Source organism: Enterobacter cloacae complex sp. IR5428 (genome assembly GCF_049238585.1).
Lineage (GTDB): Bacteria > Pseudomonadota > Gammaproteobacteria > Enterobacterales > Enterobacteriaceae > Enterobacter > Enterobacter intestinihominis.
Genome location: NZ_JBMKHV010000026.1, coordinates 1 through 26,705, shown reverse-complemented (window position 1 = coordinate 26,705; position 26,705 = coordinate 1). Strand labels below are relative to the sequence as shown.

Here is a 26,705-nt window from a genome sequence, read left to right as displayed (position 1 = left end):
CAAGAGGCCCGAAGGTCCCCCTCTTTGGTCTTGCGACGTTATGCGGTATTAGCTACCGTTTCCAGTAGTTATCCCCCTCCATCAGGCAGTTTCCCAGACATTACTCACCCGTCCGCCACTCGTCAGCGAAGCAGCAAGCTGCTTCCTGTTACCGTTCGACTTGCATGTGTTAGGCCTGCCGCCAGCGTTCAATCTGAGCCATGATCAAACTCTTCAATTTAAGTTTGATGCTCGTGAATTAAACTTCGTAATGAATTACGTATGTTCACTCAGAGACTTGGTATTCATTTATTGTCCGAAGACATTAAGAATCCATGTCACTTTGAGTGCCCACACAGATTGTCTGATAAATTGTTAAAGAGCAGTTGCGACGCGCTTCAGCGCTCTGTCGCGAGGTGGCGTATATTACGCTTTCCTCTTTCAGAGTCAACCCGTTATTTCAGGATTTTTTCTCTTCAACCGACCGGGTTGTCTGTGAAGTGATTCACATCCGCCGTGTCGATGGAGGCGCATTATAGGGATCCCAGTTTTTAGCACAAGTATTTTTTAGATCTTTTTTTCCAACTGATGATTTTCCGTGCTTTTCGCTGAAAACCCACCCGATCCGCTTAAAAATTGACGCATTTTGCCTTGCCTCGCTCCAGGAATACGATCAAAGTCTTCTTTAATAACGCTCATCTGTATCGAGGTAGATATGTTTGCAGTATTACGTCCTTATAAAGATCTGTTCCCCCAAAAAGGCGATCGCGTGATGATCGATGCCAGCAGCGTGGTCATTGGTGATGTTCGCATGGCCGATGATGTCAGCATCTGGCCACTTGTCGCGATCCGGGGCGATGTTAACTACGTTGCAATCGGTGCACGCACCAATATTCAGGACGGCAGCGTGTTGCATGTGACTCATAAGTCATCTTATAACCCTGAGGGCAACCCGCTCATTATTGGGGAAGATGTTACCGTCGGCCATAAAGTGATGCTCCACGGCTGCACGATCGGTAACAGGGTTCTCGTTGGGATGGGATCGATTTTGCTGGATGGCGTCATTGTAGAAGATGACGTAATGATTGGCGCAGGGAGTCTTGTTCCGCAAAACAAGCGTCTTGAAAGTGGGTATCTCTATTTAGGCAGCCCGGTTAAACAGATCCGCCCCCTAAAAGAGACGGAGATCGAAGGATTGAAATACTCAGCGAACAATTACGTTACATGGAAAAATGACTATCTGGATCAGGATAACCAGATCCAACCCTGATCGTCTTCCTGCTGATCGCGGATCAAATCGCTGGCATCCTCTTCCAGGTCCCAGCGATTTTCGCAAAAGACCGCTAACGGATCTGCCCCCCCAAAGCGCTGAAGCAACGTTTCCCCTTTAATCGCACAGGTGAGCTGCATTCCATGCACCAGCACCGGGAAACAAACCGCTTGCTTGTTTTCATCCCAGATTTCTCTGTCGGGAAAATGAATCGCCTGATTCACGCCGTCAGTTCCTGTTTCAGCTTTTCAATCACCGGTTCTACAGCGGGTAACACGCCATGCCAGAGTAGCACCGCATGAGCCGCCTGCCCCACCAGCATTCCCAGACCATCAACCACGTGTTTTGCCCCCTGTTGTTCGCACCAGGTCAGAAAGGGCGTTTTCCCTTTTTGATAAAACATGTCATAGGCGTAGATGTGGGAATGAATCAGGGATGCAGGAATCGCCGGGATCTCTCCATTAATACCGCTTGAGGTGGCATTAATCACAAGATCAAATTCGTGACCCGCGAGATCGTCAGGTGCTACCGCAGCTACGCTGCCTGTGTGTGCGAACAACGCCGCCAGCTCTTCTGCTCTGGAGAAAGTACGGTTGGTGATTGTCACCGCACAATCCAGCGAAAGAAGAGGAAGCAATACGCCGCGCGAGGCGCCACCCGCGCCGATCAGCAGGATCCGAAAGCCTGGTTTAATAAACGACAATCGCTCCAGATCGCTGAGTAAACCAATCCCATCGGTGTTATCGCCCAGAAGGCGACCATCTTCAAGCCGCTTAAGAGTATTGACGGCGCCAGCGAGCGACGCACGTTCGGTCAGTTCATCCGCGCGCCCGAAAGCCTCTTCTTTAAAAGGCACCGTGACGTTCGCACCTTTACCACCCGCATCAAAAAAGCTATTCAGCGTCGGTATAAATGCATCAACAGGCGCAAGAACCCGACCATACGGGTGATCTATATGCAATTGCTCCGCAAACAGCCGATGGATCAGAGGCGACTTGCTGTGCGCGATCGGGTTACCAAAAACAGCATAGGTTTCCATCACATTATCCCTGGCGAAAACGTTCGCCGGTCAAGGCATCGCGAATTTCTGACGGGTTAAGACGACCACCGGTTTCACCCACGGCAACAGGGAAATCATTCCCGAACTGCGCCAGAACTTCTTCGGTTGTCCGACAAGGGGGAAGCCCGGTCAGGTTGGCGCTGGTTGAAACCAGAGGTTTACCAAATGCCTGGCATAACTCCACCACCAGCGGATGGTCGGTGACACGTACCGCGAGTGAATCGAAACGCCCGGTTAACCAGCGCGGCGTTGTCGGCTGTGCAGGAAAAACAAACGTCACGGGACCAGGCCACGCAGAGAAAATGGTTTCCCGCTGTGCAGGTGTCAGCATGGAATCATCAATATAAGGCTTAAGCTGCTCGTAGTTCGCAGCGATCAAAATCAATCCTTTTTCGACAGGCCGCTGTTTTAGCGCCAGCAGACGGTTAACGGCGACTTCGCTGTCAGGATCACACCCGACCCCGAAAACGGCTTCTGTTGGATAGGCGATGACTTCTTCTTTTTTCAGGATTTCCACCGCCTGCGCGATGGAGCCTGATGGCAGGTTATTATTCACTGATTTGATCCGCCGAAACCGGCTTTCCACATTGTTTACTGGCGCAAAAGCGTTTCAAGCCTTGCGCGGTTTTCTTCTCTATAAGTAACGGATAATCGCAATGAGAGCAGACGCCCGCTACTGGTTTGAAATTGATGACGAACTGGCATTCAGGATAGCGATCGCACGAATGGAAGGTCTTGCCATAACGAGAGCGCCGCTGCACCAATTGGCCACGCTGGCACTGAGGGCAGGCAATTGCCGTTTCATCTGGCTTATCAATTTGTTCCGTATGTTCACACTCCGGGTAGCGGCTGCATCCGATAAACATCCCGAACCGCCCCTGCCGCAGCGCCAGTTCACCGCCACAGAGAGGACAAAGCTGTCCCTCCAGAATTTTGACGATATGTCCATCCGCCTGGCTTTTCAGGGGACGGACATAATCACATTCCGGATAGTGTGAACAACCGAGAAACGGACCGTGTTTCCCGGACCGAATAACAAGTTCTGCCCCGCACTGTGGGCAGGGCTCGTTTTTATGCACCGTGAAGAGTGCTGATTTGGCCATAACAACTCTTGTTGCTGCACATAGAATTAATGCAGCATACCTTCATTCACTTCAAAGAGTAATTCTTCCATTTGCTGATAGGCATTTTCACAGCCTGGAATGTTGAACAGAACCATCAGGATCACCCATTTCAGATCTTCCAGTTCAAACTCAGCAGTATCCAGCGCCATGACGCGCTCTATCACCATCTCTCTCGTTTCGAGGTTTAGCACCTGAATCTGCTCGAGGAATAAAATGAATCCCCGGCAGCTGGCATCCAGCCTTTCACACTCTTCAGCTGTATAGATGCGCACAGACAATGGGTCAGAAGCAAGCTGCATCGGTTCGGCGAGGCCGTCCTGATAATCAGCCAACTTATCCAGCCACATCAACGCATTATATATATCTTCCCGCTCAAAACCTGCGTCGGTCAGATCCCGTGTTAATTTGTCCTGATCCACCTGCATTTCTGCTTCGTTGTGGATGTAAGTCTCAAACAAATACATCAGTACGTCGAACATGGCATGCCCTCCTTAATCGGACATAGCCGCCGGGTACAGCTGCGATCCACCCTGCTAACTCCAGTTCGAGTAGCTGTGCTACCGTTACTGGCACAGGTTGGCCGGCACGTTCAGCGACAACGTCAACAGGTGTTACCTCATCTCCTACGTTAGCCAGGAGCTTGGGAAATGGCAATGCTACTGCCTCCTGATCCGATGAAATATGTCGCTTTTGGAGATCATCCTGCAACCAATGCAGTCCATACTGCAAATTTTCAAGGATATCTTCTTTGCAGGTCACCAGCGTCGCCCCCTGTTTTATCAGCCAGTGAGGGCCTTCGCAGCCGGGGTTCCCCAACGGGCCGGGCAGCGCAAAAACTTCACGCCCCTGCTCCAGTGCGCACCTTGCGGTAACCAGCGATCCACTCCAAATCGCAGCTTCGACCACCAGCACGCCCTGGCTTAACCCACTAATGATCCGGTTACGCCGTGGAAAGTTACCCGGTCTGGGCGGTGTTGAGAGTGAAAACTCAGACACTATTGTCCCCTCTGAAGCGATAAGTTGCTCAGCCAGAATGTGATGACGACGCGGATAGAGACTAAAAAGACCATTGCCAAGCACGGCGACACTTCGCCCTTTTGCAGACAACGCCGCATGATGTGCTACACCGTCGATGCCGCAAGCCAGACCACTGGTGATCGTAAAGCCACATTGGGACAGCTGTTCGCTCAGCATTTTCCCCCAACGCTCGCCATACCACGAGGGCGCACGGCTGCCCACAACCGCAAGCTGCATGCTATTAAGCACGTCAACGCGGCCTCTCACAAATAGCGCCCCGGGAAAATCAGGGATAGAACGCAACAATGGCGGGAAGCGAGGATCATCCGCCGTGAGAAGGTGGTTGTCGGCGTGTTCCAGCCATTCCAGACTACGTTCAAGCTCACTCTCGCTGAACGAAAAAAACTTTACGGCATGTTTGGGCGAAAGCCCTGACGCGTTGACAGCTTCAGCATCGACGGTTGCCTGGCGAAGCAGCCTCTGCGCAATCTCCAGCATCGCATCACCGTATAACGACCCGATGTTTATAAGCCGTAACCATACCTCTGTGGACGTCATCCTTTTCCCTGCCATAAGCAGCCTCAGCAATCTTTGCGATTGGTCACTGATGCTGTCAATCGACCGGGGATTTGTCTAGAATAGAAGTAATATTCTTATCAACTCCTGAACACGACTCTGGAAATTTATGGCAGTTTTGCAAGTGTTACATATTCCTGACGAGCGCCTTCGCATCGTCGCGGAACCGGTTAAAGAAGTGAATGCAGAAATTCAGCGTATCGTCGATGATATGTTCGATACCATGTACGCTGAAGAAGGCATTGGCCTTGCCGCGACCCAGGTAGACATTCACAAACGTATTATTGTGATCGACGTTTCTGAAAATCGTGATGAGCGCCTGGTGCTGATCAACCCTGAGCTGCTGGAAAAAAGCGGCGAAACAGGTATTGAGGAAGGCTGTCTGTCTATCCCTGAACAGCGCGCTTTGGTGCCACGTGCCGAAAAAGTTAAAATCCGCGCACTGGATCGTGACGGCAATCCGTTTGAGCTGGAAGCCGACGATCTGCTGGCGATTTGCATTCAGCATGAGATGGATCACCTGGTCGGTAAACTGTTTATCGATTACCTCTCACCTCTGAAGCAACAGCGTATTCGTCAGAAAGTTGAGAAACTGGATCGTTTGCGTTCTCGCGCTTAACGCCCCCGGATACAAGGAATAACGTGTCTACATCACTACGTATAATCTTCGCGGGTACCCCTGATTTTGCAGCGCGTCATCTCGACGCGCTGTTAACGTCTGGCCATCAGATTGTTGGCGTATTTACTCAGCCGGACCGTCCGGCTGGCCGCGGTAAAAAACTGATGCCTGGCCCGGTTAAGGTACTGGCAGAAACACATGGTTTACCGGTTTTCCAGCCTGCGTCATTACGACCTGAGGAAAACCAGAAGTTAGTGGCAGACCTGAACGCGGACGTGATGGTAGTTGTGGCTTACGGCCTCATTCTGCCGAAAGCGGTACTCGATATGCCCCGCCTGGGCTGTGTGAACGTTCATGGTTCTTTGCTCCCACGCTGGCGTGGTGCAGCTCCTATTCAGCGTGCTCTGTGGGCAGGCGATGCTGAAACTGGCGTGACAATCATGAAGATGGACGTAGGTTTAGACACGGGCGACATGCTGTATAAACTGGCGTGTCCCATCACCGCAGAAGATACCAGCGCCACGCTGTATGACAAGCTGGCGGATCTCGGCCCGCAGGGGCTGATTGAGACGCTGCAACAGCTTGCTGACAATACAGCGACACCTGAAGTGCAGGATGAGGCCCAGGTGACCTATGCTGAGAAACTGAGTAAAGAAGAAGCCCGGATCGACTGGTCCCTGTCAGCAGCTCAACTCGAACGCTGCATCCGCGCCTTTAATCCATGGCCGATGAGCTGGTTGATGATTGATGAGCAGCCAGTGAAAGTCTGGAAAGCTTCAGTTATTAACGGCAATGCATCGGCAGAGCCCGGTACGATTATCGACGCCAGCAAAAACGGTATCCAGGTTGCGACCGGAGAAGGGATACTGAATCTTGAATCGCTGCAACCGGCCGGTAAAAAGGCAATGAGCGCGCAGGATCTATTAAATTCTCGTCGTGAATGGTTCATCCCTGGCAATCGCCTTGCCTGAACAAATTTATTCTTAAGGCCCGGTGTTTCCGGGCATTTTTATTTTTACGGTTATGAAAAGACAAAATCTACGCACTATGGCGGCTCAGGCCGTTGAGCAGGTTATCGAGCAGGGCCAGTCACTGAGTAATGTCCTGCCTCCACTGCAACAAAAGGTTTCCGATAAAGACAAAGCCCTGCTTCAGGAGCTGTGCTTTGGCGTGCTGCGCACCCTCTCTCAGCTTGAGTGGTTGATTAACAAGCTGATGTCACGCCCGATGAGCGGCAAGCAGCGTACCGTGCATTATTTGATCATGGTCGGTTTCTACCAGCTTCTTCATACCCGCATTCCACCTCATGCTGCGCTGGCCGAGACAGTGGAGGGTGCCGTTGCGATTAAACGTCCTCAGCTAAAAGGATTGATCAACGGCGTGCTGCGTCAGTTCCAGCGTCAGCAGGACGAACTGTTGGCAGAATTTGCGCAAAGCGAAGCGCGCTTCCTTCACCCTGAATGGCTGCTGAATCGCCTTAAAAAAGCTTACCCACAGCAATGGCAAGAGATCGCTGATGCCAATAATCAACGTCCGCCGATGTGGTTACGCGTCAATCGTAACCATCATACACGCGACGCATGGCTGGCCCTGCTGGAAGAGGCCGGAATGAGCGGCTTCACACACGCTGCTTATCCTGATGCGGTTCGTTTAGCCTCCCCTGCACCGGTACATGCATTACCCGGTTTTGAAGAGGGCTGGGTAACGGTACAGGACGCATCTGCTCAGGGCTGCATGACCTGGCTTGAGCCGAAAGACGGGGAGCAGATCCTCGATCTCTGTGCAGCGCCAGGGGGGAAAACAACGCACATCCTGGAAGTGGCGCCGCAGGCCAGCGTGATGGCCGTGGATGTTGATGAGCAGCGCCTTTCACGCGTCTATGACAACCTTAAGCGTCTGGGTATGAAAGCACAGGTTAAGCAAGGCGATGGATGCAAACCCGCTGACTGGTGTGGTGATACCCGGTTCGATCGCATTTTGCTGGACGCCCCCTGCTCAGCAACCGGCGTGATTCGTCGTCATCCCGATATCAAATGGCTGCGTCGCGATCGTGATATCAAGGAGCTTGCCCAGTTGCAATCCGAAATTCTGGATGCCATCTGGCCGCATCTCAAACCCGGCGGAACCCTGGTGTATGCAACCTGCTCTGTTCTCCCGGAAGAGAACAGTCAGCAAATTGCGGCTTTCCTGAAACGCACCCCGGACGCTACGCTGCACGATACGGGAACGCCTGAGCACCCGGGTCTGCAAAACCTGCCGGGCGCAGAAGAGGGTGATGGCTTCTTTTACGCTAAGCTAATCAAAGAGTGATGTTGAGAACAGGTCACGAAAGATGAAAATTATCATTCTGGGCGCAGGGCAAGTTGGCGGAACGCTGGCGGAAAATCTCGTGGGTGAAAACAACGATATCACCATTGTGGATACCAATGGCGATCGCCTGCGCGTTTTGCAGGACAAGTTCGACCTCCGCGTTGTTCAGGGGCACGGCTCTCATCCACGTGTGCTTCGGGAAGCGGGCGCGGACGATGCCGACATGCTGGTTGCAGTAACCAGTTCTGATGAAACCAACATGGTTGCATGTCAGGTGGCCTACTCGCTTTTCAACACCCCAAACCGCATCGCCCGCATTCGCTCCCCGGACTATGTCCGGGATGCGGAAAAGCTGTTTAATTCCGAAGCAGTACCTATCGACCATCTTATTGCGCCTGAACAGCTGGTTATCGACAGTATTTATCGTCTGATTGAGTACCCGGGCGCGTTGCAGGTTGTGAACTTTGCTGAAGGGAAAGTAAGCCTGGCGGTCGTGAAGGCTTATTACGGGGGCCCGCTGATTGGTAATGCCCTGTCGACAATGCGCGAGCATATGCCACATATCGATACGCGTGTTGCGGCGATTTTCCGTCACGACAGACCTATTCGTCCGCAAGGTTCCACCATTGTAGAAGCCGGGGATGAAGTCTTCTTTATTGCGGCTTCTCAGCATATCCGTGCGGTGATGAGTGAACTACAGCGTCTCGAAAAACCGTATAAACGTATTATGCTGGTTGGCGGCGGTAATATTGGCGCAGGTCTGGCGAGACGGCTGGAAAAAGACTACAGCGTGAAGCTGATCGAACGGGATCAACAACGCGCGTCAGAGCTGGCTGAAAAACTTCAGAATACCATCGTGTTTTATGGCGATGCTTCGGATCAGGAATTGCTGGCCGAAGAGCATATCGATCAGGTTGATCTTTTTATTGCCGTCACCAACGACGACGAAGCGAATATTATGTCCGCCATGCTCGCTAAACGTATGGGGGCGAAAAAAGTTATGGTGCTTATCCAGCGTAAGGCTTATGTCGATCTGGTACAGGGTAGCGTAATTGATATTGCTATTTCACCCCAGCAAGCCACCATCTCTGCCCTGCTAAGCCATGTGCGTAAAGCGGATATTGTCGGCGTGTCATCTCTTCGTCGTGGTGTTGCTGAAGCCATTGAAGCCGTCGCTCACGGGGATGAAACGACGTCACGCGTTGTTGGTCGCGCAATCGATGAAATTAAACTTCCACCAGGCACCATTATCGGCGCAGTAGTGCGAGGTAATGATGTGATGATCGCCAATGATAATTTACGTATTGAGCAGGGTGACCACGTTATTATGTTCCTGACCGATAAAAAATTTATTACCGACGTCGAGCGTTTATTCCAGCCAAGCCCGTTCTTCCTGTAATGATTTGGGTGCTCAGACGAGGGCACCCAAATATTAACCTTCTAATTTTCATGCCTTTTATTTTTCATAACGATTATTTATCCCCAATGGCAATTAGCTAATCATTTGTTAAACTTATAGGCGTCAGCTGGCACAAGGAGAACATAATGAGTTTTATTAAAGAATTTCGCGAATTTGCGATGCGCGGGAATGTGGTGGATTTGGCTGTGGGTGTCATTATTGGTGCGGCGTTCGGTAAGATCGTTTCATCATTAGTCGCCGACATTATTATGCCGCCGTTAGGACTGTTGATTGGAGGCATTGATTTCAAACAATTCGCCTTCACCCTTCGGGAAGCTCAGGGCGATATCCCTGCGGTTGTAATGCACTACGGCGTATTCATTCAGAACGTATTTGATTTCGTGATCGTGGCATTTGCCATTTTCATGGCGATCAAACTTATCAACAGACTTAACCGTAAAAAAGAAGAACCGGCTGCTGCCCCGCCAGCACCAACTAAAGAAGAAGTCTTACTGACTGAAATTCGCGATCTGTTAAAAGAGCAGAATAACCGCGTTTAATCAGGCGAGAGAAACAGAAAGGCCAGTGGTAAAAAAGCGATTAGCTTGCTTGCCACTGGCCTCCCAGTTACCACGTTGTGCATGTTTACCTTTACGCAAATAACTCCCTTTTCCCTTCTTGTTCTTCTCAACACGCTGTCTAAAAAGCGGGTCGTGAAGCAATGCCTCAATGGCGTTATCCTTAATTTGTCCCTTAGTATGCTGATAGCGGCTCATCATTTCTCCTGAGCATAGTTAATGTCGGCGGGAGTCTAGTCCGTGGCTGATAAAAAATCAACAACCCTGAGTTTCACTACTGGCGCCCTGTTCAAGGGCTTCCAGTATTGAGCAATAAACACTGCTGTGAGCAGTACCGCAGCACGCGTCATTCAGCCTTTGTAGAGATCGTTGCATGGCCTGCAGCTCCTGAATTCGTCCTTCAACTTCATCCAGCCGGGCCTGAACGATGCTTTTAGATTCCTGACACGTATGATGTTCAGGATCGATACGGATCGACAGCAGTTCACGGATCGACTCCAGCGTGAAGCCGAGTTGCCGGGCATAGCGGATAAAACGAAGGCGTTGCAGGTCGTTATCCGTATAAAGGCGAAATCCACCTTCTGTTCTGACCTCATGATCGATCATCTGCTGCTTTTCGTAGTAGCGGATAGTATCCGGCGTTACGTTAGCAAGCTTCGCAAGTTCACCTATGCGGTACATGGCTACTCCTCGTTTATTTTTTGCATTAACCTTTCACTGTACTCACCATGCAAAAAGTCAGTATTCATTCCCGTCTGGCGCAGTTTTATTTCGATGAGCGCTAATCGACGGCTGATTTCGGAGTACCGCGGGTCATTCTTATGAATGCCTTTAAGCAGATCGGCAAGCTCGACGGCTTCATTGCGTTGCTGAAGTTCAGGGGGTAAACAACCTGCGTTTTTCAGTAAGCGATAACCGGCTCGTAATTCAGGGGGAATGTGTGAATCATCGTCCAGCACCAGTGGCTCACCGCTACCGGGGAGATTTTCAAACTCGCCTTTGTTTTGGGCATCGCTAATATGGCGTTCAGCCCACTGATCGAGCAACCACATAATGAACTCCAGGGGATGAGCAGAAAAGATACAGACATTGTAGATAAGTGGAGATTCTGCGGATATAAAAAAACCCGCCGAGGCGGGTTTTTTTACGTTACTACAGATTACTCTGCAGCAGCTTCTGCTTTCTCTGAACGATCAACCAGCTCGATGTATGCCATCGGCGCGTTGTCGCCTGCACGGAAGCCACACTTCAGAATGCGAGTGTAACCACCGGCACGGCTCGCGAAACGCGGGCCCAGTTCGTTAAACAGTTTTGCCACGATCTCGTTATCACGAGTACGGGCGAATGCCAGACGACGATTAGCAACGCTGTCAGTCTTGGCAAGAGTAATCAGCGGCTCAACTACGCGACGCAGCTCTTTCGCTTTAGGCAGGGTCGTCTTGATGATTTCATGACGAACCAGTGAACCTGCCATGTTGCGGAACATAGCCTGGCGATGGCTGCTGTTGCGGTTCAGTTGACGACCACTCTTACGATGGCGCATGACCTTATCCTTCTCAGTAAAACCTTAACCTGTGATCCGGTTACTCGTCAGCAATGCTTGCCGGTGGCCAGTTTTCCAGGCGCATGCCCAGAGACAGACCACGTGAAGCCAGCACGTCTTTAATCTCGGTAAGAGATTTTTTACCCAGGTTCGGCGTTTTCAGCAACTCAACCTCGGTACGCTGTACCAGATCACCGATATAGTGGATAGCTTCTGCCTTGAGGCAGTTAGCAGAGCGGACAGTCAATTCCAGATCGTCAACAGGGCGCAGCAGGATCGGATCGAATTCTGGTTTCTCTTCTTTCACTTCCGGCTGACGTACATCACGTAAGTCAACGAAAGCTTCCAGTTGTTCTGCCAGGATGGTTGCCGCACGACGAATCGCCTCTTCAGGATCGATTGTGCCATTGGTTTCCATTTCGATGACCAGCTTGTCCAGGTCGGTACGCTGTTCTACACGCGCTGCTTCAACATTGTAGGCAATACGCTCTACAGGGCTGTAGCATGCGTCGACCAGCAGACGGCCGATTGGGCGCTCATCTTCTTCCGAATGAATTCGGGCAGAAGCCGGCACATAACCACGACCGCGCTGAACTTTGATACGCATGCTAATAGCTGCGTTCTCATCGGTCAGGTGGCAGATCACGTGCTGCGGCTTGACGATTTCAACATCACCGTCGTGGGTGATGTCGGCTGCAGTCACAGGGCCAATGCCAGATTTATTCAGAGTAAGAATAACTTCATCTTTACCCTGAACTCTCACCGCCAGCCCTTTCAGGTTGAGCAGGATTTCAAGGATATCTTCCTGAACGCCTTCTTTGGTGCTGTACTCATGAAGTACACCATCAATCTCAACCTCGGTCACCGCGCAACCCGGCATCGATGAGAGCAGAATACGGCGCAGTGCGTTACCCAGAGTATGGCCAAAGCCACGCTCTAAAGGCTCAAGGGTCACCTTGGCGTGCGTCGAACTCACTTGCTCGATATCTACCAGGCGCGGTTTTAGAAACTCTGTCACAGAACCCTGCATTGTGTCCTCTCTTTGGTACTAAGCTTTACTTGGAGTAAAGCTCGACGATCAGGTGTTCGTTAATGTCCGCAGACAGATCAGAACGCTCAGGCTGACGCTTGAACGTACCTTCCATCTTGCCAGCATCAACTTCCAGCCAGGTTGGCTTTTCACGCTGCTCAGCCAGCTCCAGAGCGGCTTTCACGCGAGATTGCTTTTTCGCTTTCTCACGAATGCTAACAACGTCATTCGCTTTAACCTGATAAGAAGCGATGTTAACAACACGACCGTTTACCATGATTGCTTTATGGCTAACCAACTGGCGTGATTCAGCACGAGTCGCGCCGAAGCCCATACGGTATACAACGTTGTCCAGACGACCTTCCAGCAGAGCCAGCAGGTTTTCACCTGTGTTGCCTTTCAGACGTGCTGCTTCTTTATAGTAGTTACGGAACTGACGCTCCAGCACACCGTAGATACGGCGAACTTTTTGCTTTTCACGCAACTGCACACCATAGTCAGACAGACGCGGTTTACGCGCACCGTGCTGGCCAGGAGCTTGTTCAATTTTACACTTGGTATCGATCGCGCGAACGCCAGACTTAAGGAATAAGTCGGTGCCCTCACGACGGCTCAGCTTGAGCTTAGGACCCAAATATCTTGCCATTTTCTATCTCCAACTAACCTAAAAAACGAGCGTTATACGCGACGTTTTTTCGGCGGACGACAACCGTTATGAGGGATCGGAGTCACATCAGTAATATTCGTGATGCGGAAACCAGCGGCGTTCAGAGCGCGAACAGTAGATTCACGACCCGGACCCGGACCTTTAACCATAACTTCCAGATTCTTGATGCCGTATTCTTTTACGGCTTCAGCGCAACGCTCTGCTGCAACCTGAGCTGCGAACGGAGTGGATTTGCGAGAACCACGGAAACCGGAACCACCGGCTGTTGCCCAACCCAATGCGTTACCCTGACGATCAGTAATAGTAACGATGGTGTTGTTGAAAGAAGCATGGATATGAGCCACGCCGTCAGAGACTTGTTTTCTTACACGTTTACGTGCACGAACTGGTGCCTTTGCCATTATTCAATCACCCCGATTATTTCTTGATCGGTTTGCGCGGACCCTTACGGGTACGTGCGTTGGTCTTAGTACGCTGACCGCGCACTGGCAGACCACGACGATGACGCAAACCGCGATAGCAACCAAGATCCATCAGGCGCTTGATGCTCATGCTGATTTCACGGCGCAGATCACCTTCAACGACAAATTTGGCAACTTCGTCACGCAGCGTGTCGATTTGTTCTTCAGACAGCTCACTGATCTTAACATCTTCAGCGATACCCGCTGCAGCCAGAATGGCTTTGGAACGGGTCTTGCCGACGCCGTAGATCGAAGTTAATGCGATCACAGCATGTTTCTGATCAGGAATGTTAATGCCTGCTATACGGGCCACTATGCACTCCTACTATTTAATATGTACGCACCATGCTGAAAAGCCCGTTTTCAGGATACTCAAATGGAAACGTACAGACATACAAAAGATTGGCTGGCTAATCTAGCCAGCTCAACCCAACTTTGCAAGAAAAATATGCGAAATAATCAGCCTTGGCGCTGTTTATGCTTCGGCTCGGCACTGCAAATCACACGGATGACACCATCACGCTTAACGATTTTGCAGTTACGGCATAATTTCTTGACGGAAGCACGAACTTTCATTTTTACTCTCCGTAACTTCTCAGACGACCATTTAGCGGCCGTAGCCTTTCAGGTTCGCCTTCTTCAATGCAGACTCATACTGACTGGACATCATCAGAGTTTGCACTTGAGCCATAAAGTCCATAATCACGACAACAACGATAAGCAGTGAGGTCCCACCGAAGTAGAACGGTACTTTCATTGCATCACGCATGAACTCCGGGATCAGGCAGATAAAAGTAATATAAAGCGCACCAACCAAAGTCAGGCGAGTCATTACTTTATCGATATACTTCGCCGTTTGCTCTCCCGGACGAATTCCTGGTACAAATGCACCGGACTTCTTCAGGTTATCTGCTGTTTCACGCGGGTTGAAGACCAACGCCGTGTAGAAGAAACAGAAGAAGATGATCGCAGACGCATAGAGTAACACATAAAGTGGTTGCCCAGGCTGCAAATACAGCGAAATTGTTGTCAGCCAGTTCCAACCAGTACCGCCCCCGAACCATGACGCGATGGTTGCCGGGAACAGAATAATACTGGAAGCGAAGATAGCCGGGATAACCCCCGCCATATTCACTTTCAGCGGTAAATGTGTGCTCTGTGCAGCATAGACACGACGACCCTGCTGACGTTTAGCGTAGTTCACCACAATGCGGCGTTGACCACGTTCAACGAAGACAACAAAGAACGTCACTGCAAATACTAATACTGCAACCAACAGCAACAGGAGGAAGTGCAGGTCGCCTTGACGCGCTTGCTCGATAGTATGGGCGATGGCCGGCGGGAGACCCGCAACGATACCGGCGAAGATAATGATTGAGATACCGTTACCGATACCTCGTTCAGTAATCTGTTCGCCGAGCCACATCAGGAACATGGTCCCTGTGACCAGACTTACAACAGCGGTGAAATAGAATGCAAAGCCTGGGTTTAATACCAGGCCCTGCATACCAGGCATATTCGGAAGACCGGTAGCAATACCGATCGACTGGAATATTGCCAGCACCAGAGTGCCGTAACGGGTGTACTGGCTAATCTTACGACGTCCAGACTCCCCTTCTTTCTTCAACTCTGCCAGGGCCGGATGAACGACCGTCAGCAGCTGGATAATAATCGATGCCGAAATGTATGGCATAATACCCAGTGCGAAAATAGAAGCACGGCTGAGAGCACCACCAGAGAACATGTTGAACATTTCAATGATGGTGCCTCGCTGTTGCTCAAGCAGTTTGGCAAGTACAGCGGCATCAATACCAGGGATCGGAATAAAAGAGCCAATACGGAACACAATCAGCGCGCCGATTACAAACAGCAGTCTGCGTTTCAGCTCGCCAAATCCACCTTTGGCACTTTGAAAATCTAATCCCGGTTGCTTAGCCATCTGCTACTTATTCCTCAATTTTACCGCCAGCAGCTTCGATAGCAGCACGAGCACCTTTAGTAACACGCAGGCCACGAACAGTTACCGGAGTAGAAACTTCACCAGACAGGATCACTTTCGCGAACTCGATCTGGATACCGATAATGTTAGCTGCTTTCAGCGTATTCAGGTCTACAACGCCGCCTTCAACTTTCGCCAGGTCAGACAGACGGATTTCCGCTGTAATCGCTGCTTTGCGAGAGGTGAAGCCGAACTTCGGCAGACGACGGTACAGTGGCATCTGGCCACCCTCGAAACCGCGACGTACGCCACCGCCAGAACGAGAGTTCTGACCTTTGTGACCACGACCACCGGTTTTGCCGAGGCCAGAACCGATACCACGACCCAGGCGTTTACCCGCCTTTTTAGAGCCTTCGGCCGGAGACAGAGTATTTAAACGCATCTCTTACTCCTCAACTTTAACCATGAAGTAAACCGCGTTGACCATACCACGAACAGCAGGAGTATCCTCGCGCTCAACGGTATGACCAATACGACGCAGACCCAGGCCAAGCAGCGTTGCCTTGTGTTTCGGCAGACGACCGATTGCACTGCGGGTTTGAGTGATTTTAATAGTCTTTGCCATGGTCAATTACCCCAGAATTTCTTCAACGGATTTACCACGCTTGGCAGCGACCATTTCTGGAGAATTCATATTTTCCAGGCCATCAATAGTTGCACGAACCACGTTGATCGGGTTGGTGGAACCATATGCTTTAGCCAGAACGTTATGAACTCCAGCAACTTCCAGAACGGCGCGCATTGCACCACCGGCGATGATACCGGTACCTTCGGAAGCTGGCTGCATGAATACACGAGAACCCGTGTGAACACCTTTAACTGGGTGTTGCAGGGTACCGTTGTTCAGCGCGACGTTAATCATATTGCGACGGGCTTTTTCCATCGCTTTCTGGATCGCTGCTGGAACTTCACGCGCTTTACCGTAACCAAAACCAACGCGACCGTTACCATCACCCACTACAGTCAGAGCTGTGAAGGAGAAAATACGACCACCTTTAACGGTTTTAGATACGCGGTTTACCGCGATCAGCTTTTCCTGCAGTTCGCCAGCCTGTTTTTCGATGTGAGCCATCTTACACCTCTACCTTAGAACTGAAGGCCAGCTTCACGGGCAGCATCTGCCAGTGCCTGGACACGACCATGATATTGGAACCCGGAACGGTCAAAGGAAACATTGCTGATGCCTTTTTCCAGAGCGCGTTCTGCAACAGCTTTACCTACAGCTGCAGCGGCGTCTTTGTTACCGGTATACTTCAATTGTTCTGAGATAGCTTTTTCTACAGTAGAAGCAGCTACCAGAACTTCAGAACCGTTCGGTGCAATTACCTGTGCGTAAATATGACGCGGGGTACGATGTACCACCAGGCGAGTTGCACCCAGCTCTTTGAGCTTGCGGCGTGCGCGGGTCGCACGACGGATACGAGCAGATTTCTTATCCATAGTGTTACCTTACTTCTTCTTAGCCTCTTTGGTACGCACGACTTCGTCGGCGTAACGAACACCCTTGCCTTTATAAGGCTCAGGACGACGGTAGGCGCGCAGATCTGCTGCAACCTGACCGATCAGCTGTTTATCAGCGCCTTTCAGCACGATTTCAGTCTGAGTCGGGCATTCTGCAGTGATTCCGGCCGGCAGCGGATGCTCAACAGGGTGTGAGAAGCCCAGAGACAGGCCTACTGCATTCCCTTTGATAGCTGCACGATAACCTACACCAACCAGCTGAAGCTTTTTAGTGAAGCCTTCGGTAACACCAACAACCATTGAGTTCAGCAGGGCACGCGCGGTACCAGCCTGAGCCCATCCATCCACGAAACCATCACGTGGACCGAAGGTCAGAGCGTTATCTGCATGTTTAACTTCAACAGCTTTGTTGAGGGTACGAGTCAGCTCGCCGTTTTTACCTTTGATCGTAATAACCTGACCGTCGATTTTGACATCAACGCCGGCAGGAATAACGACCGGTGCTTTAGCAACACGAGACATTCTTTCCTCCGATTAGGCTACGTAGCAGATAATTTCGCCACCAAGACCAGCCTGGCGCGCTGCACGATCAGTCATAACACCTTTAGAGGTAGAAACAACTGCGATACCAAGACCAGCCATTACTTTTGGCAGCTCATCTTTTTTCTTATAGATGCGCAGGCCTGGGCGGCTGACACGCTGAATGCTTTCTACAACAGCTTTACCCTGGAAATACTTGAGAGTAAGTTCCAGTTCCGGCTTGGTGTCGCCTTCAACTTTAAAATCTTCGATAAAACCTTCTTCCTTCAGCACGTTGGCAATTGCCACTTTCAGCTTGGCGGAAGGCATGGTGACCGCAACTTTGTTCGCGGCCTGACCGTTACGGATACGGGTCAGCATATCCGCGATCGGATCTTGCATGCTCATCTGTCTTTACTCCCGTGATTCAATTGGTAATTACCAGCTAGCCTTTTTCAAGCCTGGTACTTCACCGCGCATGGCGGCTTCACGCAGTTTGATACGGCTCAACCCAAACTTGCCCACATAACCATGTGGACGACCTGTTTGACGACAGCGGTTACGCTGACGAGACGGGCTGGAATCACGCGGCAGAGACTGCAGCTTGAGAACCGCATTCCAACGATCTTCGTCGGAAGCGTTCACATCAGAAATGATCGCTTTCAGTTCAGCGCGTTTAGCGAAGAATTTATCAGCTAAAGCTACGCGCTTTACTTCGCGTGCTTTCATTGATTGCTTAGCCATTCAGTAACCCTACCTTACTTGCGGAACGGGAAGTCAAAGGCAGCCAGCAGAGCACGGCCTTCTTCATCAGATTTCGCAGTAGTGGTAATGGTAATATCCAAACCACGCACGCGGTCGACTTTATCGTAGTCGATTTCTGGGAAGATGATCTGCTCACGGACACCCATGCTGTAGTTACCACGACCGTCGAAAGACTTAGCGGACAAGCCACGGAAGTCACGGATACGTGGAACAGCAATAGTGATCAGGCGCTCAAGGAACTCCCACATGCGTTCGCCACGCAGAGTTACTTTACAGCCGATCGGATAGCCCTGACGGATTTTGAAGCCTGCAACAGATTTGCGTGCTTTGGTGATCAGCGGTTTTTGACCGGAGATTGCTGTCAGGTCAGCTGCTGCGTTATCCAGCAGTTTCTTGTCAGCGATCGCTTCACCAACACCCATGTTCAGGGTGATCTTCTCGACCCGAGGGACTTGCATGACAGAATTGTAGCTAAACTCAGTCATGAGTTTGTTAACTACTTCGTCTTTGTAGTAATCATGCAGTTTCGCCATCGTACTACTCCAAATTACTTGATAGTTTCGCTGTTAGACTTGAAGAAACGGACTTTTTTGCCGTCTTCGAATCTAAAGCCTACACGGTCAGCCTTACCGGTAGCCGCATTGAAGATTGCAACGTTAGAAACCTGAATAGCAGCTTCTTTTTCAACGATGCCGCCTGGTTGGTTCAGGGCCGGAACCGGCTTCTGATGTTTCTTAACCAGGTTGATACCTTCAACGACGAGTTTGCCGGAAGACAGAACATTTTTTACTTTACCGCGTTTACCTTTATCTTTACCGGTTAACACGATAACTTCGTCATCACGACGGATTTTCGCTGCCATGATTCGCTCCTTAGAGTACTTCTGGTGCCAGAGAGATAATTTTCATGAACTTCTCAGTACGAAGTTCACGAGTTACCGGCCCAAAGATACGCGTGCCGATAGGCTGCTCGCTGTTATTGTTTAAAATAACGCATGCATTACCATCGAAGCGAATGACAGAACCGTCAGGGCGACGAACACCCTTCTTGGTGCGCACCACTACCGCCTTCAGCACATCACCTTTTTTGACCTTACCACGTGGAATTGCTTCCTTGATGGTGATCTTGATGATGTCGCCTACGCCTGCGTAGCGACGGTGCGAGCCACCCAGAACCTTGATACACATTACGCGACGTGCACCGGAGTTGTCGGCGACGTTCAGCATAGTCTGTTCTTGGATCATTTTAGTGCTCCGCTAATGTCAACTACTACCTGAGACTCTAAAATCAGAGCCGTTAAAAAGCCCCATATCGAGGGCGCGGCATTATAACACCGCTTCTGCAATATGGGTAGAAAAAATAAACGGCTCATTGCTGAGCCGTTTATTCGTATTGAGAATGCGTACTCTATTACAGAACCGCTTTCTCTACAACGCGAACCAGCGTCCAGGACTTAGTCTTGGACAGTGGACGGCATTCACGGATTTCAACCTTGTCGCCGATACCACATTCGTTGTTCTCGTCATGTACGTGCAGTTTGGTCGTACGCTTGATGAATTTACCGTAGATCGGGTGTTTCACAAAACGTTCGATAGCTACAACAATGGATTTCTCCATTTTATCGCTAACAACACGACCTTGCAGAGTACGGATTTTATCGGTCATTACGCACCCGCCTTCTGAGTCAGTAAAGTCTTAACGCGCGCAACATTGCGACGCACTTGCTTCAGCAGGTGAGTCTGTTGCAGCTGGCCACTTGCAGCCTGCATACGCAGGTTGAACTGCTCACGCAGCAGGTTCAGCAGCTCAGCGTTCAGCTCTTCAACGCTTTTTTCACGCAGCTCTTTTGCTTTCATTACATCACCGTCTTAGTTACAAAGGTGGTTTTGATAGGCAGTTTCGCTGCTGCCAGGCCGAAGGCTTCACGGGCCAGCTCTTCCGGAACACCGTCCATTTCATAAAGGACTTTGCCCGGTTGGATCAAGGCAACCCAGTACTCCACGTTACCTTTACCTTTACCCATACGAACTTCCAGTGGCTTCTCGGTGATCGGTTTGTCCGGGAATACACGGATCCAGATCTTACCTTGACGCTTAACTGCACGGGTCATTGCACGACGTGCTGCTTCGATCTGACGTGCAGTCAGACGACCACGGCCAACAGCTTTCAGACCGAAAGTGCCGAAGCTAACATCCGTACCCTGCGCCAGACCACGGTTGCGGCCTTTGTGCACTTTACGGAATTTTGTACGCTTTGGTTGTAACATCAGCGACGCTCCTTATTTACGGCCTTTACGCTGCTGCTTTTTAGGTTGAGCAGCCGGTTTTTCCGGTTGTTCAACAGCAGCCATACCACCCAGGATCTCACCTTTGAAGATCCATACCTTAACGCCGATTACACCGTAAGTGGTGTGCGCTTCAGAGGTGTTGTAGTCGATGTCAGCACGCAGAGTGTGCAGCGGTACGCGACCTTCGCGGTACCATTCGGTACGTGCGATTTCCGCGCCGCCCAGACGGCCGCTAACTTCAACTTTGATACCCTTAGCGCCCAGACGCATTGCGTTCTGTACAGCACGCTTCATAGCACGACGGAACATAACACGACGTTCCAGCTGAGAAGTGATGCTGTCAGCAACCAATTTAGCGTCCAGTTCAGGCTTACGAACTTCAGCGATATTGATCTGTGCAGGAACGCCAGCGATATCCGCTACGACCTTGCGCAGTTTTTCTACGTCTTCGCCTTTCTTACCGATAACGATGCCAGGGCGAGCAGTGTGAATAGTCACACGGATGCTCTTAGCTGGACGCTCGATAACGATACGAGATACAGACGCTTTAGCCAGTTCCTTAGTCAGGTACTGACGTACTTTAAAATCGCTGTCCAGGTTGTCAGCGAATTCTTTGGTGTTCGCAAACCAGGTAGAGTTCCATGGTTTTACAATACCCAGGCGAATACCATTAGGATGTACTTTCTGACCCATTGCTAGTCTCCAGAGTCTCAGCGATCGGACACAACCACAGTAATGTGGCTGGTGCGCTTCAGGATGCGATCTGCACGACCTTTCGCACGCGGCATAATGCGCTTCATGCTTGGGCCTTCATCTACGAAAATTTTCGCGACTTTCAGATCGTCGATGTCAGCGCCATCGTTGTGTTCAGCGTTAGCAATGGCAGATTCCAGTACTTTCTTGACCAATACCGCAGCTTTCTTGTTGGTATAGGTCAGGATGTCCAGGGCCTGCGACACTTTCTTACCGCGAATCAGGTCAGCAACAAGGCGAACCTTCTGTGCAGAAGAACGAGCATGGCGATGTTGAGCTAAAGTTTCCATCTCTTCCTCCTACCTTATTTCTTCTTCGCTTTTTTATCAGCAGCGTGGCCGCGATAAGTACGAGTCGGTGCGAATTCACCCAGTTTGTGACCAACCATTTCGTCGGTAACAAAGACTGGAACGTGCTGACGACCATTATGGACAGCGATGGTCAAACCGATCATGTTAGGAAAGATCGTTGAACGACGGGACCAAGTGCGCAGGGGCTTCTTGTCTCCGCTTTCCACCGCTTTCTCTACCTTCTTCAGCAAGTGCAGGTCAATAAAAGGACCTTTCTTGAGAGAACGTGGCATGGCTTATCCTCTAAAATTATTTGCTACGGCGACGTACGATAAATTTATCAGTACGCTTGTTGCTGCGGGTCTTCTTACCTTTGGTCTGAACGCCCCACGGAGTTACCGGGTGCTTACCAAAGTTACGACCTTCACCACCACCATGTGGGTGATCGACTGGGTTCATCGCAGTACCGCGAACGGTAGGACGAACACCACGCCAGCGTGCAGCACCAGCTTTACCCAGAACGCGCAGCATATGCTCAGCATTGCCAACTTCGCCCAGAGTAGCGCGGCAGTCTGCTTCGACTTTACGCATTTCACCAGAACGCAGACGCAGGGTGACATAAGCACCGTCACGCGCAACGATCTGAACGTAAGTACCCGCGGAACGCGCCAGCTGACCGCCTTTACCTGGTTTCATTTCTACGTTATGAACGGTAGAACCAACCGGGATATTGCGCATCGGCAGGGTGTTGCCTGCTTTGATTGCAGCATCAACGCCAGACTGAATCTGGTCGCCAGCTTTCAGGCCTTTAGGGGCCAGGATGTAACGGCGTTCGCCATCTTTGTACAGAACCAGCGCGATGTTCGCGGAACGGTTCGGATCGTACTCAAGACGCTCAACAACTGCTGGGATACCGTCTTTGTTGCGTTTGAAGTCAACAATACGATAAGCCTGCTTGTGGCCACCACCGATGTGACGAGTGGTGATACGGCCATTGTTGTTACGACCACCGGATTTGCTGTTTTTTTCCAGCAACGGAGCAAAAGGTTTGCCCTTGTGCAGCTCAGGGTTAACCACTTTAACTACGTGGCGACGACCCGGAGATGTCGGTTTACATTTAACAACTGCCATTGTATTACTCCTCCGACTTACTCAGCGCCGCCAACGAAGTCCAGGTTCTGGCCTTCTTTCAGGGTGACGTAAGCTTTTTTCCAGTCGCTACGACGACCGATACGCTGTCCGTGACGTTTAACTTTCCCTTTAACTACCAGGGTGTTAACGACTTCGACTTCGACTTCAAACAGTTTCTGCACAGCAGCTTTGATCTCTGCTTTGGTCGCGTCTTTAGCAACTTTGAGAACGATGGTGTTTGTTTTTTCCATCGCAGTAGACGCTTTTTCAGAAACGTGCGGTGCGCGCAGCACCTTCAGCAGACGTTCTTCACGAATCATGCCAGCATCTCCTCAACTTGCTTAACAGCATCAGCAGTCATTACGACTTTGTCGAAGGCGATCAGGCTAACCGGGTCGATACCAGTCGCGTCGCGTACGTCAACCTTGTGCAGGTTACGCGCGGCCAGGAACAGGTTCTCGTCCAGCTCACCGGTGATGATCAGCACATCTTCCAGAGCCATGTCTTTCAGTTTCTGTGCCAGCAGCTTAGTTTTAGGCGCTTCAACAGAGAACTTCTCGACAACGATCAGACGATCCTGACGTACCAGTTCGGACAGGATGCTTTTCAGCGCGCCGCGGTACATCTTTTTGTTAACTTTTTGACTGTGGTCCTGTGGACGCGCAGCGAAGGTCACGCCACCTGAACGCCAGATCGGGCTCTTGATAGAACCTGAACGCGCACGGCCGGTACCTTTCTGGCGCCATGGCTTTTTGCCTGAACCAGTTACTTCAGCACGAGTCTTCTGAGCACGAGTACCCTGACGAGCACCAGCTGCATAAGCAACAACAACCTGGTGAACCAGCGCTTCGTTGAAATCACGACCGAAGGTAGTTTCGGAAACAGTCAGCGCGCTCTGCGCGTCTTTCAATACTAATTCCATTGCTATCCCCTTACGCCTTCACAGCTGGTTTAACGATCAGGTCGCTACCGGTTGCACCCGGGACCGCACCTTTAACCAGCAGCAGGTTGCGCTCAGCGTCAACACGTACTACGTCCAGGCTCTGAACGGTTACACGTTCGTTGCCCAGCTGACCTGCCATTTTCTTGCCTTTGAACACTTTGCCCGGAGTCTGGTTCTGACCGATAGAACCCGGAACGCGGTGAGACAAGGAGTTACCGTGAGTAGCGTCCTGGGTACGGAAGTTCCAGCGCTTAACGGTACCAGCAAAACCTTTACCTTTAGAGGTACCGGTTACGTCAACTTTTTTAACGTCAGCAAACAGCTCAACGCTAATGTCCTGACCTACGGTGAACTCTTCGCCTTCAGCAAGACGGAATTCCCACAGACCACGGCCAGCTTCTACGCCAGCTTTAGCGAAGTGACCCGCTTCTGGTTTGGTTACACGGTTAGCTTTTTTAGCACCAGTGGTCACCTGAACAGCGCGGTAGCCATCGTTAGCCAGATCTTTAACCTGGGTAACGCGGTTTGCTTCAACTTCGATTACGGTTACTGGGATTGAAACGCCATCTTCAGTGAAGATGCGGGTCATGCCCACTTTTTTACCGACTAAACCAATCATTGTATCAACCTCTCAATCGCTCGATGACCTGATTAACCCAGGCTGATCTGCACGTCTACACCGGCAGCCAGATCCAGACGCATCAGAGCATCAACGGTTTTCTCAGTTGGCTCAACGATGTCAACCAGACGCTTGTGAGTGCGGATCTCGTACTGATCACGCGCATCTTTGTTAACGTGCGGAGAGATCAGAACGGTAAAGCGCTCTTTGCGGGTCGGCAGCGGGATCGGACCACGGACTTGCGCACCAGTGCGCTTAGCAGTCTCGACGATTTCCGCGGTTGATTGATCGATCAGACGATGATCAAACGCTTTAAGGCGGATACGGATTCTTTGGTTCTGCATGAGACCAGAGCTCCAATTATTTTATAAACGAAAATGATTACTCCTCAAACCCATTACGATTGATGGGAGAGTGTAACCGTTCTTACGTAGCTCCCCAATTGGGAGCATTGTTGAGTAACAAAGTGAGCTACTCTGGTTCAGATTGAACCCGCCGTCAATTACGACAAGCCCGCGCATTATACGTAAATCAGCGAAAGACGCAAGTGCCGTTTAGAAATTAAGCGCCAAAGTCGTACTCTGCGTAAGGCCTCGCAATTTTTTATGCAAAGTATCCCTTCTCAACTCTTTGTCTGAAGCCGCTGCGCAATTGGTGTTTTTACACATTGCCGGGCATGCAGATTATTACGAGTATGCGCTCAAACCATTTTGAGGCTCTCGCTATGCTAATGTCCCTCCCCTTTCTGCTGATCTATTTTGCGTTATCGGCCTTGCTTGTACGCACCGATATTCGCACGGGGCTGCTTCCCGATAAATTCCTTTGCCCGCTGCTATGGACGGGCCTGCTCTACCAGCTTTGTCTTCATCCTGATTTTTTGCCGAGCGCGGTAGTGGGTGCGACGGCAGGATACGCCGGATTCGCCGTTATCTATTGGGGATATCGACTCATCTGCCGACGTGAAGGGATGGGGTATGGCGACATAAAATATCTTGCGGCGCTGGGAGCATGGCATGGCTGGTGTGTACTGCCAGTACTGGCATTAGTGGCCGCGTTAATGGCTCTGCTGTATCTGGTTGGTTTCTCGTTGTTCAACCCTGATAAGCAGGCATTAAAAAACCCACTGCCTTTTGGGCCATTTCTGGCGGCAGCGGGTTTATGCGTTGGCTGGGAAAGCCTGATTAACTTTCCACTTTGATCTGAGACTGAAGGTAGTTCTGTAGGCCAATTTTGCTAATGAGATCCAGTTCGGTCTCAAGCCAGTCGATGTGCCCTTCTTCATCGGCCAAGATCTGGATCATCATATCCCGGCTGACGTAGTCATGTACGCTGTCCGCATAGGCAATGGCTTCACGCAGGTCTTTTGCACCCTCCAGCTCCAGCCGGAGATCAGAACGCAGCATCTCTTCAACATCTTCTCCGATGCCCAGTTTTCCGAGATCCTGTAGGTTAGGAATGCCTTCGAGGAATAAAATACGCTCAATATATTTATCGGCGTGTTTCATTTCATCAATGGACTCATGGTATTCAACATCGTTGAGGCGAGTCAGTCCCCAGTTTTTGAACATTCTTGCATGGAGAAAATACTGATTGATTGCGACAAGCTCATTTCCCAATAATTTATTGAGATAACTTATGATTTTAACATCACCTTTCATTATATAGTCCCTCCGCTTCCACTCATTGAAGCGTAGATCGGGCTACAGGGATGTCAAAAAAAAGATGGAGGCTTACGCGATCTCTTTGAATTCCGGGATCTGCATCAGTTCGTCCTGCATGATCTCACGCGCTGCGCGAACGCATTTACCGCATTGATTTCCCACCGGAACAAACTTACGAAGCTGCTGGAAAGATTGTGGTTGAAACTGGCGAACGGCCTGACGAATTTTTTTGTCGCTTACACCATTACATAAACAAACGTACATAAAGACTCCCGTTCAAAATATGCGCAAAGTGTAAGTGAGAATGGTTATGATTACAATAGCACGGGCGTCGGAATACGTGGCGGGAGAAAGCAAAAAATGCGAATTTTTATGACAATGCCCAACGGCAGAAAACAAAAAAGGACGCCGAAGCGTCCTTTTTATTTCAGGGATAATTAATTAGCCCAGAACTTTAGCAACAACGCCCGCGCCAACGGTACGGCCGCCTTCACGGATTGCGAAACGCAGACCGTCATCCATCGCGATTGGGTGGATCAGAGTCACAACCATCTTGATGTTGTCGCCTGGCATTACCATCTCTACGCCTTCTGGCAGTTCGATGGTACCGGTCACGTCAGTTGTACGGAAGTAGAACTGTGGAC

General features: G+C 50.6%; 46 protein-coding genes, 1 rRNA gene and 1 pseudogene. 7 read left to right on the top strand and 41 right to left on the bottom strand.

The genetic code is table 11. The features are described 5' to 3' along the window. Positions 1–220: ribosomal RNA gene (locus ACOTXC_RS22285) — 16S ribosomal RNA — on the bottom strand; the annotation flags it as partial. Positions 221–694: 474 nt separating this feature from the next. Between ACOTXC_RS22285 and ACOTXC_RS22280 the strand changes: the two genes are divergently transcribed. Further along, on the top strand, positions 695–1,249 hold the full coding sequence (locus tag ACOTXC_RS22280) for a gamma carbonic anhydrase family protein (RefSeq protein WP_228338334.1): 555 nt from the start codon (positions 695–697) through the stop codon (positions 1,247–1,249). Here the strand turns inward: ACOTXC_RS22280 and ACOTXC_RS22275 are convergent. Genes ACOTXC_RS22275 through dprA form a run of 6 tightly spaced genes read right to left on the bottom strand, consistent with a single transcriptional unit; the run spans position 1,225 to position 5,008 of the window. Next, a complete protein-coding gene (locus ACOTXC_RS22275) occupies positions 1,225–1,473 on the bottom strand; it encodes a DUF1488 domain-containing protein (RefSeq protein WP_022649578.1) in 249 nt (82 codons plus the stop codon). The two genes, ACOTXC_RS22280 and ACOTXC_RS22275, sit on opposite strands and share 25 nt — an antisense overlap. Continuing rightward, the gene (gene aroE, locus ACOTXC_RS22270) at positions 1,470–2,288 is read right to left on the bottom strand and encodes a shikimate dehydrogenase (RefSeq protein ID WP_421767955.1); all 819 of its coding nucleotides are present in this window, start codon (positions 2,286–2,288) and stop codon (positions 1,470–1,472) included. The genes ACOTXC_RS22275 and aroE overlap by 4 nt, the downstream gene beginning before the upstream one ends. 4 nt (positions 2,289–2,292) lie before the next feature. Further along, positions 2,293–2,865 (bottom strand): L-threonylcarbamoyladenylate synthase type 1 TsaC, encoded by a 573-nt coding sequence (tsaC, locus tag ACOTXC_RS22265; RefSeq protein ID WP_022649580.1) that lies wholly within the window; start codon positions 2,863–2,865, stop codon positions 2,293–2,295. Further along, entirely contained in the window at positions 2,858–3,412 is a 555-nt protein-coding gene (locus tag ACOTXC_RS22260; protein ID WP_023298754.1) for a type I DNA topoisomerase, read from the bottom strand. The genes tsaC and ACOTXC_RS22260 overlap by 8 nt, the downstream gene beginning before the upstream one ends. 26 nt (positions 3,413–3,438) lie before the next feature. Then, a complete protein-coding gene (smg, locus tag ACOTXC_RS22255; protein WP_000460665.1) occupies positions 3,439–3,912 on the bottom strand; it encodes a DUF494 family protein Smg in 474 nt (157 codons plus the stop codon). Then, positions 3,884–5,008: a DNA-protecting protein DprA gene (gene dprA, locus ACOTXC_RS22250; RefSeq protein ID WP_421767954.1), complete on the bottom strand. Its 1,125-nt coding sequence runs from the start codon at positions 5,006–5,008 to the stop codon at positions 3,884–3,886. The genes smg and dprA overlap by 29 nt, the downstream gene beginning before the upstream one ends. Positions 5,009–5,135: 127 nt before the next feature. Here dprA and def point away from each other — a divergent pair, with 127 nt between their 5' ends. From def to mscL, 5 genes are all read left to right on the top strand, one after another. Continuing rightward, positions 5,136–5,645 carry a peptide deformylase gene (def, locus tag ACOTXC_RS22245; RefSeq protein ID WP_006812188.1) on the top strand — a complete coding sequence of 170 codons (510 nt, stop codon included), beginning with the start codon at positions 5,136–5,138 and terminating at the stop codon, positions 5,643–5,645. Positions 5,646–5,668: 23 nt separating this feature from the next. Further along, positions 5,669–6,616: a methionyl-tRNA formyltransferase gene (fmt, locus tag ACOTXC_RS22240; RefSeq protein WP_023298756.1), complete on the top strand. Its 948-nt coding sequence runs from the start codon at positions 5,669–5,671 to the stop codon at positions 6,614–6,616. A gap of 52 nt (positions 6,617–6,668) precedes the next feature. Continuing rightward, positions 6,669–7,955 carry a 16S rRNA (cytosine(967)-C(5))-methyltransferase RsmB gene (gene rsmB / locus ACOTXC_RS22235; protein ID WP_323634723.1) on the top strand — a complete coding sequence of 429 codons (1,287 nt, stop codon included), beginning with the start codon at positions 6,669–6,671 and terminating at the stop codon, positions 7,953–7,955. A 22-nt stretch (positions 7,956–7,977) separates the two neighbouring features. Further along, on the top strand, positions 7,978–9,354 hold the full coding sequence (trkA, locus tag ACOTXC_RS22230; RefSeq protein ID WP_003863337.1) for a Trk system potassium transporter TrkA: 1,377 nt from the start codon (positions 7,978–7,980) through the stop codon (positions 9,352–9,354). A gap of 146 nt (positions 9,355–9,500) precedes the next feature. Then, a complete protein-coding gene (gene mscL, locus ACOTXC_RS22225) occupies positions 9,501–9,914 on the top strand; it encodes a large-conductance mechanosensitive channel protein MscL (protein WP_003863335.1) in 414 nt (137 codons plus the stop codon). Here mscL and ACOTXC_RS22220 read toward each other — a convergent pair whose 3' ends face one another. From ACOTXC_RS22220 to rpsJ, 31 genes are all read right to left on the bottom strand, one after another. Further along, the gene (locus ACOTXC_RS22220) at positions 9,915–10,130 is read right to left on the bottom strand and encodes an alternative ribosome-rescue factor A (RefSeq protein ID WP_022649585.1); all 216 of its coding nucleotides are present in this window, start codon (positions 10,128–10,130) and stop codon (positions 9,915–9,917) included. A gap of 57 nt (positions 10,131–10,187) precedes the next feature. Next, on the bottom strand, positions 10,188–10,613 hold the full coding sequence (gene zntR / locus ACOTXC_RS22215; RefSeq protein ID WP_003863328.1) for a Zn(2+)-responsive transcriptional regulator: 426 nt from the start codon (positions 10,611–10,613) through the stop codon (positions 10,188–10,190). Between the two features lie 2 nt (positions 10,614–10,615). Continuing rightward, the gene (locus ACOTXC_RS22210; RefSeq protein ID WP_022649586.1) at positions 10,616–10,984 is read right to left on the bottom strand and encodes a DUF1992 domain-containing protein; all 369 of its coding nucleotides are present in this window, start codon (positions 10,982–10,984) and stop codon (positions 10,616–10,618) included. Between the two features lie 107 nt (positions 10,985–11,091). Beyond that, positions 11,092–11,475 carry a 50S ribosomal protein L17 gene (gene rplQ / locus ACOTXC_RS22205; RefSeq protein ID WP_001216368.1) on the bottom strand — a complete coding sequence of 128 codons (384 nt, stop codon included), beginning with the start codon at positions 11,473–11,475 and terminating at the stop codon, positions 11,092–11,094. 40 nt (positions 11,476–11,515) lie between these two features. Continuing rightward, the gene (locus tag ACOTXC_RS22200; protein ID WP_002919219.1) at positions 11,516–12,505 is read right to left on the bottom strand and encodes a DNA-directed RNA polymerase subunit alpha; all 990 of its coding nucleotides are present in this window, start codon (positions 12,503–12,505) and stop codon (positions 11,516–11,518) included. Between the two features lie 25 nt (positions 12,506–12,530). Further along, complete coding sequence (rpsD, locus tag ACOTXC_RS22195; protein WP_003863314.1) at positions 12,531–13,151, bottom strand: 30S ribosomal protein S4; 621 nt, start codon at positions 13,149–13,151, stop codon at positions 12,531–12,533. A gap of 32 nt (positions 13,152–13,183) precedes the next feature. Continuing rightward, complete coding sequence (gene rpsK / locus ACOTXC_RS22190; RefSeq protein ID WP_003863312.1) at positions 13,184–13,573, bottom strand: 30S ribosomal protein S11; 390 nt, start codon at positions 13,571–13,573, stop codon at positions 13,184–13,186. Between the two features lie 16 nt (positions 13,574–13,589). Next, positions 13,590–13,946 (bottom strand): 30S ribosomal protein S13, encoded by a 357-nt coding sequence (rpsM, locus tag ACOTXC_RS22185; RefSeq protein ID WP_003863308.1) that lies wholly within the window; start codon positions 13,944–13,946, stop codon positions 13,590–13,592. 146 nt (positions 13,947–14,092) lie between these two features. Then, complete coding sequence (rpmJ, locus tag ACOTXC_RS22180; protein ID WP_000868187.1) at positions 14,093–14,209, bottom strand: 50S ribosomal protein L36; 117 nt, start codon at positions 14,207–14,209, stop codon at positions 14,093–14,095. 31 nt (positions 14,210–14,240) lie between these two features. After that, complete coding sequence (gene secY, locus ACOTXC_RS22175) at positions 14,241–15,572, bottom strand: preprotein translocase subunit SecY (RefSeq protein WP_003863305.1); 1,332 nt, start codon at positions 15,570–15,572, stop codon at positions 14,241–14,243. Between the two features lie 7 nt (positions 15,573–15,579). Beyond that, a complete protein-coding gene (gene rplO / locus ACOTXC_RS22170) occupies positions 15,580–16,014 on the bottom strand; it encodes a 50S ribosomal protein L15 (protein ID WP_014885468.1) in 435 nt (144 codons plus the stop codon). Between the two features lie 3 nt (positions 16,015–16,017). Then, on the bottom strand, positions 16,018–16,197 hold the full coding sequence (gene rpmD / locus ACOTXC_RS22165) for a 50S ribosomal protein L30 (protein WP_003863301.1): 180 nt from the start codon (positions 16,195–16,197) through the stop codon (positions 16,018–16,020). Between the two features lie 6 nt (positions 16,198–16,203). Continuing rightward, positions 16,204–16,704, bottom strand: a complete 501-nt coding sequence (gene rpsE, locus ACOTXC_RS22160) for a 30S ribosomal protein S5 (RefSeq protein WP_003863299.1) — start codon at positions 16,702–16,704, stop codon at positions 16,204–16,206. A gap of 14 nt (positions 16,705–16,718) precedes the next feature. Continuing rightward, positions 16,719–17,072: a 50S ribosomal protein L18 gene (gene rplR, locus ACOTXC_RS22155; protein ID WP_003863297.1), complete on the bottom strand. Its 354-nt coding sequence runs from the start codon at positions 17,070–17,072 to the stop codon at positions 16,719–16,721. A 9-nt stretch (positions 17,073–17,081) separates the two neighbouring features. After that, on the bottom strand, positions 17,082–17,615 hold the full coding sequence (gene rplF, locus ACOTXC_RS22150; RefSeq protein ID WP_003863296.1) for a 50S ribosomal protein L6: 534 nt from the start codon (positions 17,613–17,615) through the stop codon (positions 17,082–17,084). A gap of 12 nt (positions 17,616–17,627) precedes the next feature. Next, positions 17,628–18,020, bottom strand: coding sequence for a 30S ribosomal protein S8 (gene rpsH, locus ACOTXC_RS22145; protein WP_006178918.1), 393 nt, complete (start codon positions 18,018–18,020; stop codon positions 17,628–17,630). A 30-nt stretch (positions 18,021–18,050) separates the two neighbouring features. Then, positions 18,051–18,356, bottom strand: a complete 306-nt coding sequence (gene rpsN, locus ACOTXC_RS22140; protein ID WP_003863291.1) for a 30S ribosomal protein S14 — start codon at positions 18,354–18,356, stop codon at positions 18,051–18,053. 14 nt (positions 18,357–18,370) lie between these two features. Beyond that, positions 18,371–18,910, bottom strand: coding sequence for a 50S ribosomal protein L5 (rplE, locus tag ACOTXC_RS22135; RefSeq protein ID WP_022649589.1), 540 nt, complete (start codon positions 18,908–18,910; stop codon positions 18,371–18,373). A 14-nt stretch (positions 18,911–18,924) separates the two neighbouring features. Further along, entirely contained in the window at positions 18,925–19,239 is a 315-nt protein-coding gene (gene rplX, locus ACOTXC_RS22130) for a 50S ribosomal protein L24 (RefSeq protein ID WP_003863287.1), read from the bottom strand. Between the two features lie 10 nt (positions 19,240–19,249). Then, positions 19,250–19,621 carry a 50S ribosomal protein L14 gene (gene rplN, locus ACOTXC_RS22125; RefSeq protein WP_002919748.1) on the bottom strand — a complete coding sequence of 124 codons (372 nt, stop codon included), beginning with the start codon at positions 19,619–19,621 and terminating at the stop codon, positions 19,250–19,252. A gap of 166 nt (positions 19,622–19,787) precedes the next feature. Then, positions 19,788–20,042, bottom strand: coding sequence for a 30S ribosomal protein S17 (gene rpsQ / locus ACOTXC_RS22120; protein ID WP_002438707.1), 255 nt, complete (start codon positions 20,040–20,042; stop codon positions 19,788–19,790). Then, a complete protein-coding gene (gene rpmC, locus ACOTXC_RS22115) occupies positions 20,042–20,233 on the bottom strand; it encodes a 50S ribosomal protein L29 (protein WP_003863282.1) in 192 nt (63 codons plus the stop codon). The genes rpsQ and rpmC overlap by 1 nt, the downstream gene beginning before the upstream one ends. Then, positions 20,233–20,643: a 50S ribosomal protein L16 gene (gene rplP / locus ACOTXC_RS22110; RefSeq protein ID WP_002919759.1), complete on the bottom strand. Its 411-nt coding sequence runs from the start codon at positions 20,641–20,643 to the stop codon at positions 20,233–20,235. Before rplP ends, rpmC begins: the two co-directional genes overlap by 1 nt. Before the next feature lie 12 nt (positions 20,644–20,655). Next, positions 20,656–21,357 (bottom strand): 30S ribosomal protein S3, encoded by a 702-nt coding sequence (gene rpsC / locus ACOTXC_RS22105; protein WP_000529945.1) that lies wholly within the window; start codon positions 21,355–21,357, stop codon positions 20,656–20,658. Between the two features lie 17 nt (positions 21,358–21,374). Next, complete coding sequence (rplV, locus tag ACOTXC_RS22100; RefSeq protein WP_002919773.1) at positions 21,375–21,707, bottom strand: 50S ribosomal protein L22; 333 nt, start codon at positions 21,705–21,707, stop codon at positions 21,375–21,377. Between the two features lie 14 nt (positions 21,708–21,721). Continuing rightward, a complete protein-coding gene (gene rpsS, locus ACOTXC_RS22095; protein WP_001138117.1) occupies positions 21,722–22,000 on the bottom strand; it encodes a 30S ribosomal protein S19 in 279 nt (92 codons plus the stop codon). Positions 22,001–22,016: 16 nt separating this feature from the next. Continuing rightward, positions 22,017–22,838 (bottom strand): 50S ribosomal protein L2, encoded by an 822-nt coding sequence (rplB, locus tag ACOTXC_RS22090; protein WP_000301859.1) that lies wholly within the window; start codon positions 22,836–22,838, stop codon positions 22,017–22,019. A 17-nt stretch (positions 22,839–22,855) separates the two neighbouring features. Beyond that, the gene (rplW, locus tag ACOTXC_RS22085) at positions 22,856–23,158 is read right to left on the bottom strand and encodes a 50S ribosomal protein L23 (RefSeq protein ID WP_000617546.1); all 303 of its coding nucleotides are present in this window, start codon (positions 23,156–23,158) and stop codon (positions 22,856–22,858) included. After that, positions 23,155–23,760: a 50S ribosomal protein L4 gene (gene rplD / locus ACOTXC_RS22080; RefSeq protein ID WP_000424395.1), complete on the bottom strand. Its 606-nt coding sequence runs from the start codon at positions 23,758–23,760 to the stop codon at positions 23,155–23,157. Before rplD ends, rplW begins: the two co-directional genes overlap by 4 nt. Positions 23,761–23,770: 10 nt before the next feature. Then, entirely contained in the window at positions 23,771–24,400 is a 630-nt protein-coding gene (rplC, locus tag ACOTXC_RS22075; RefSeq protein ID WP_006178923.1) for a 50S ribosomal protein L3, read from the bottom strand. 32 nt (positions 24,401–24,432) lie between these two features. Then, positions 24,433–24,744 carry a 30S ribosomal protein S10 gene (gene rpsJ / locus ACOTXC_RS22070; RefSeq protein ID WP_001181005.1) on the bottom strand — a complete coding sequence of 104 codons (312 nt, stop codon included), beginning with the start codon at positions 24,742–24,744 and terminating at the stop codon, positions 24,433–24,435. 380 nt (positions 24,745–25,124) lie between these two features. Here rpsJ and ACOTXC_RS22065 point away from each other — a divergent pair, with 380 nt between their 5' ends. Continuing rightward, positions 25,125–25,598 (top strand): prepilin peptidase, encoded by a 474-nt coding sequence (locus tag ACOTXC_RS22065; protein ID WP_048966381.1) that lies wholly within the window; start codon positions 25,125–25,127, stop codon positions 25,596–25,598. Here ACOTXC_RS22065 and bfr read toward each other — a convergent pair. The 3 genes and pseudogenes from bfr to tuf all read right to left on the bottom strand — a co-directional run. Continuing rightward, a complete protein-coding gene (gene bfr / locus ACOTXC_RS22060) occupies positions 25,582–26,058 on the bottom strand; it encodes a bacterioferritin (protein ID WP_003863270.1) in 477 nt (158 codons plus the stop codon). The genes ACOTXC_RS22065 and bfr overlap by 17 nt on opposite strands. Before the next feature lie 72 nt (positions 26,059–26,130). Then, complete coding sequence (gene bfd, locus ACOTXC_RS22055) at positions 26,131–26,325, bottom strand: bacterioferritin-associated ferredoxin (RefSeq protein WP_003863268.1); 195 nt, start codon at positions 26,323–26,325, stop codon at positions 26,131–26,133. 177 nt (positions 26,326–26,502) lie between these two features. Beyond that, positions 26,503–26,705 (bottom strand): annotated as a pseudogene (gene tuf / locus ACOTXC_RS22050) (elongation factor Tu); the annotation flags it as partial.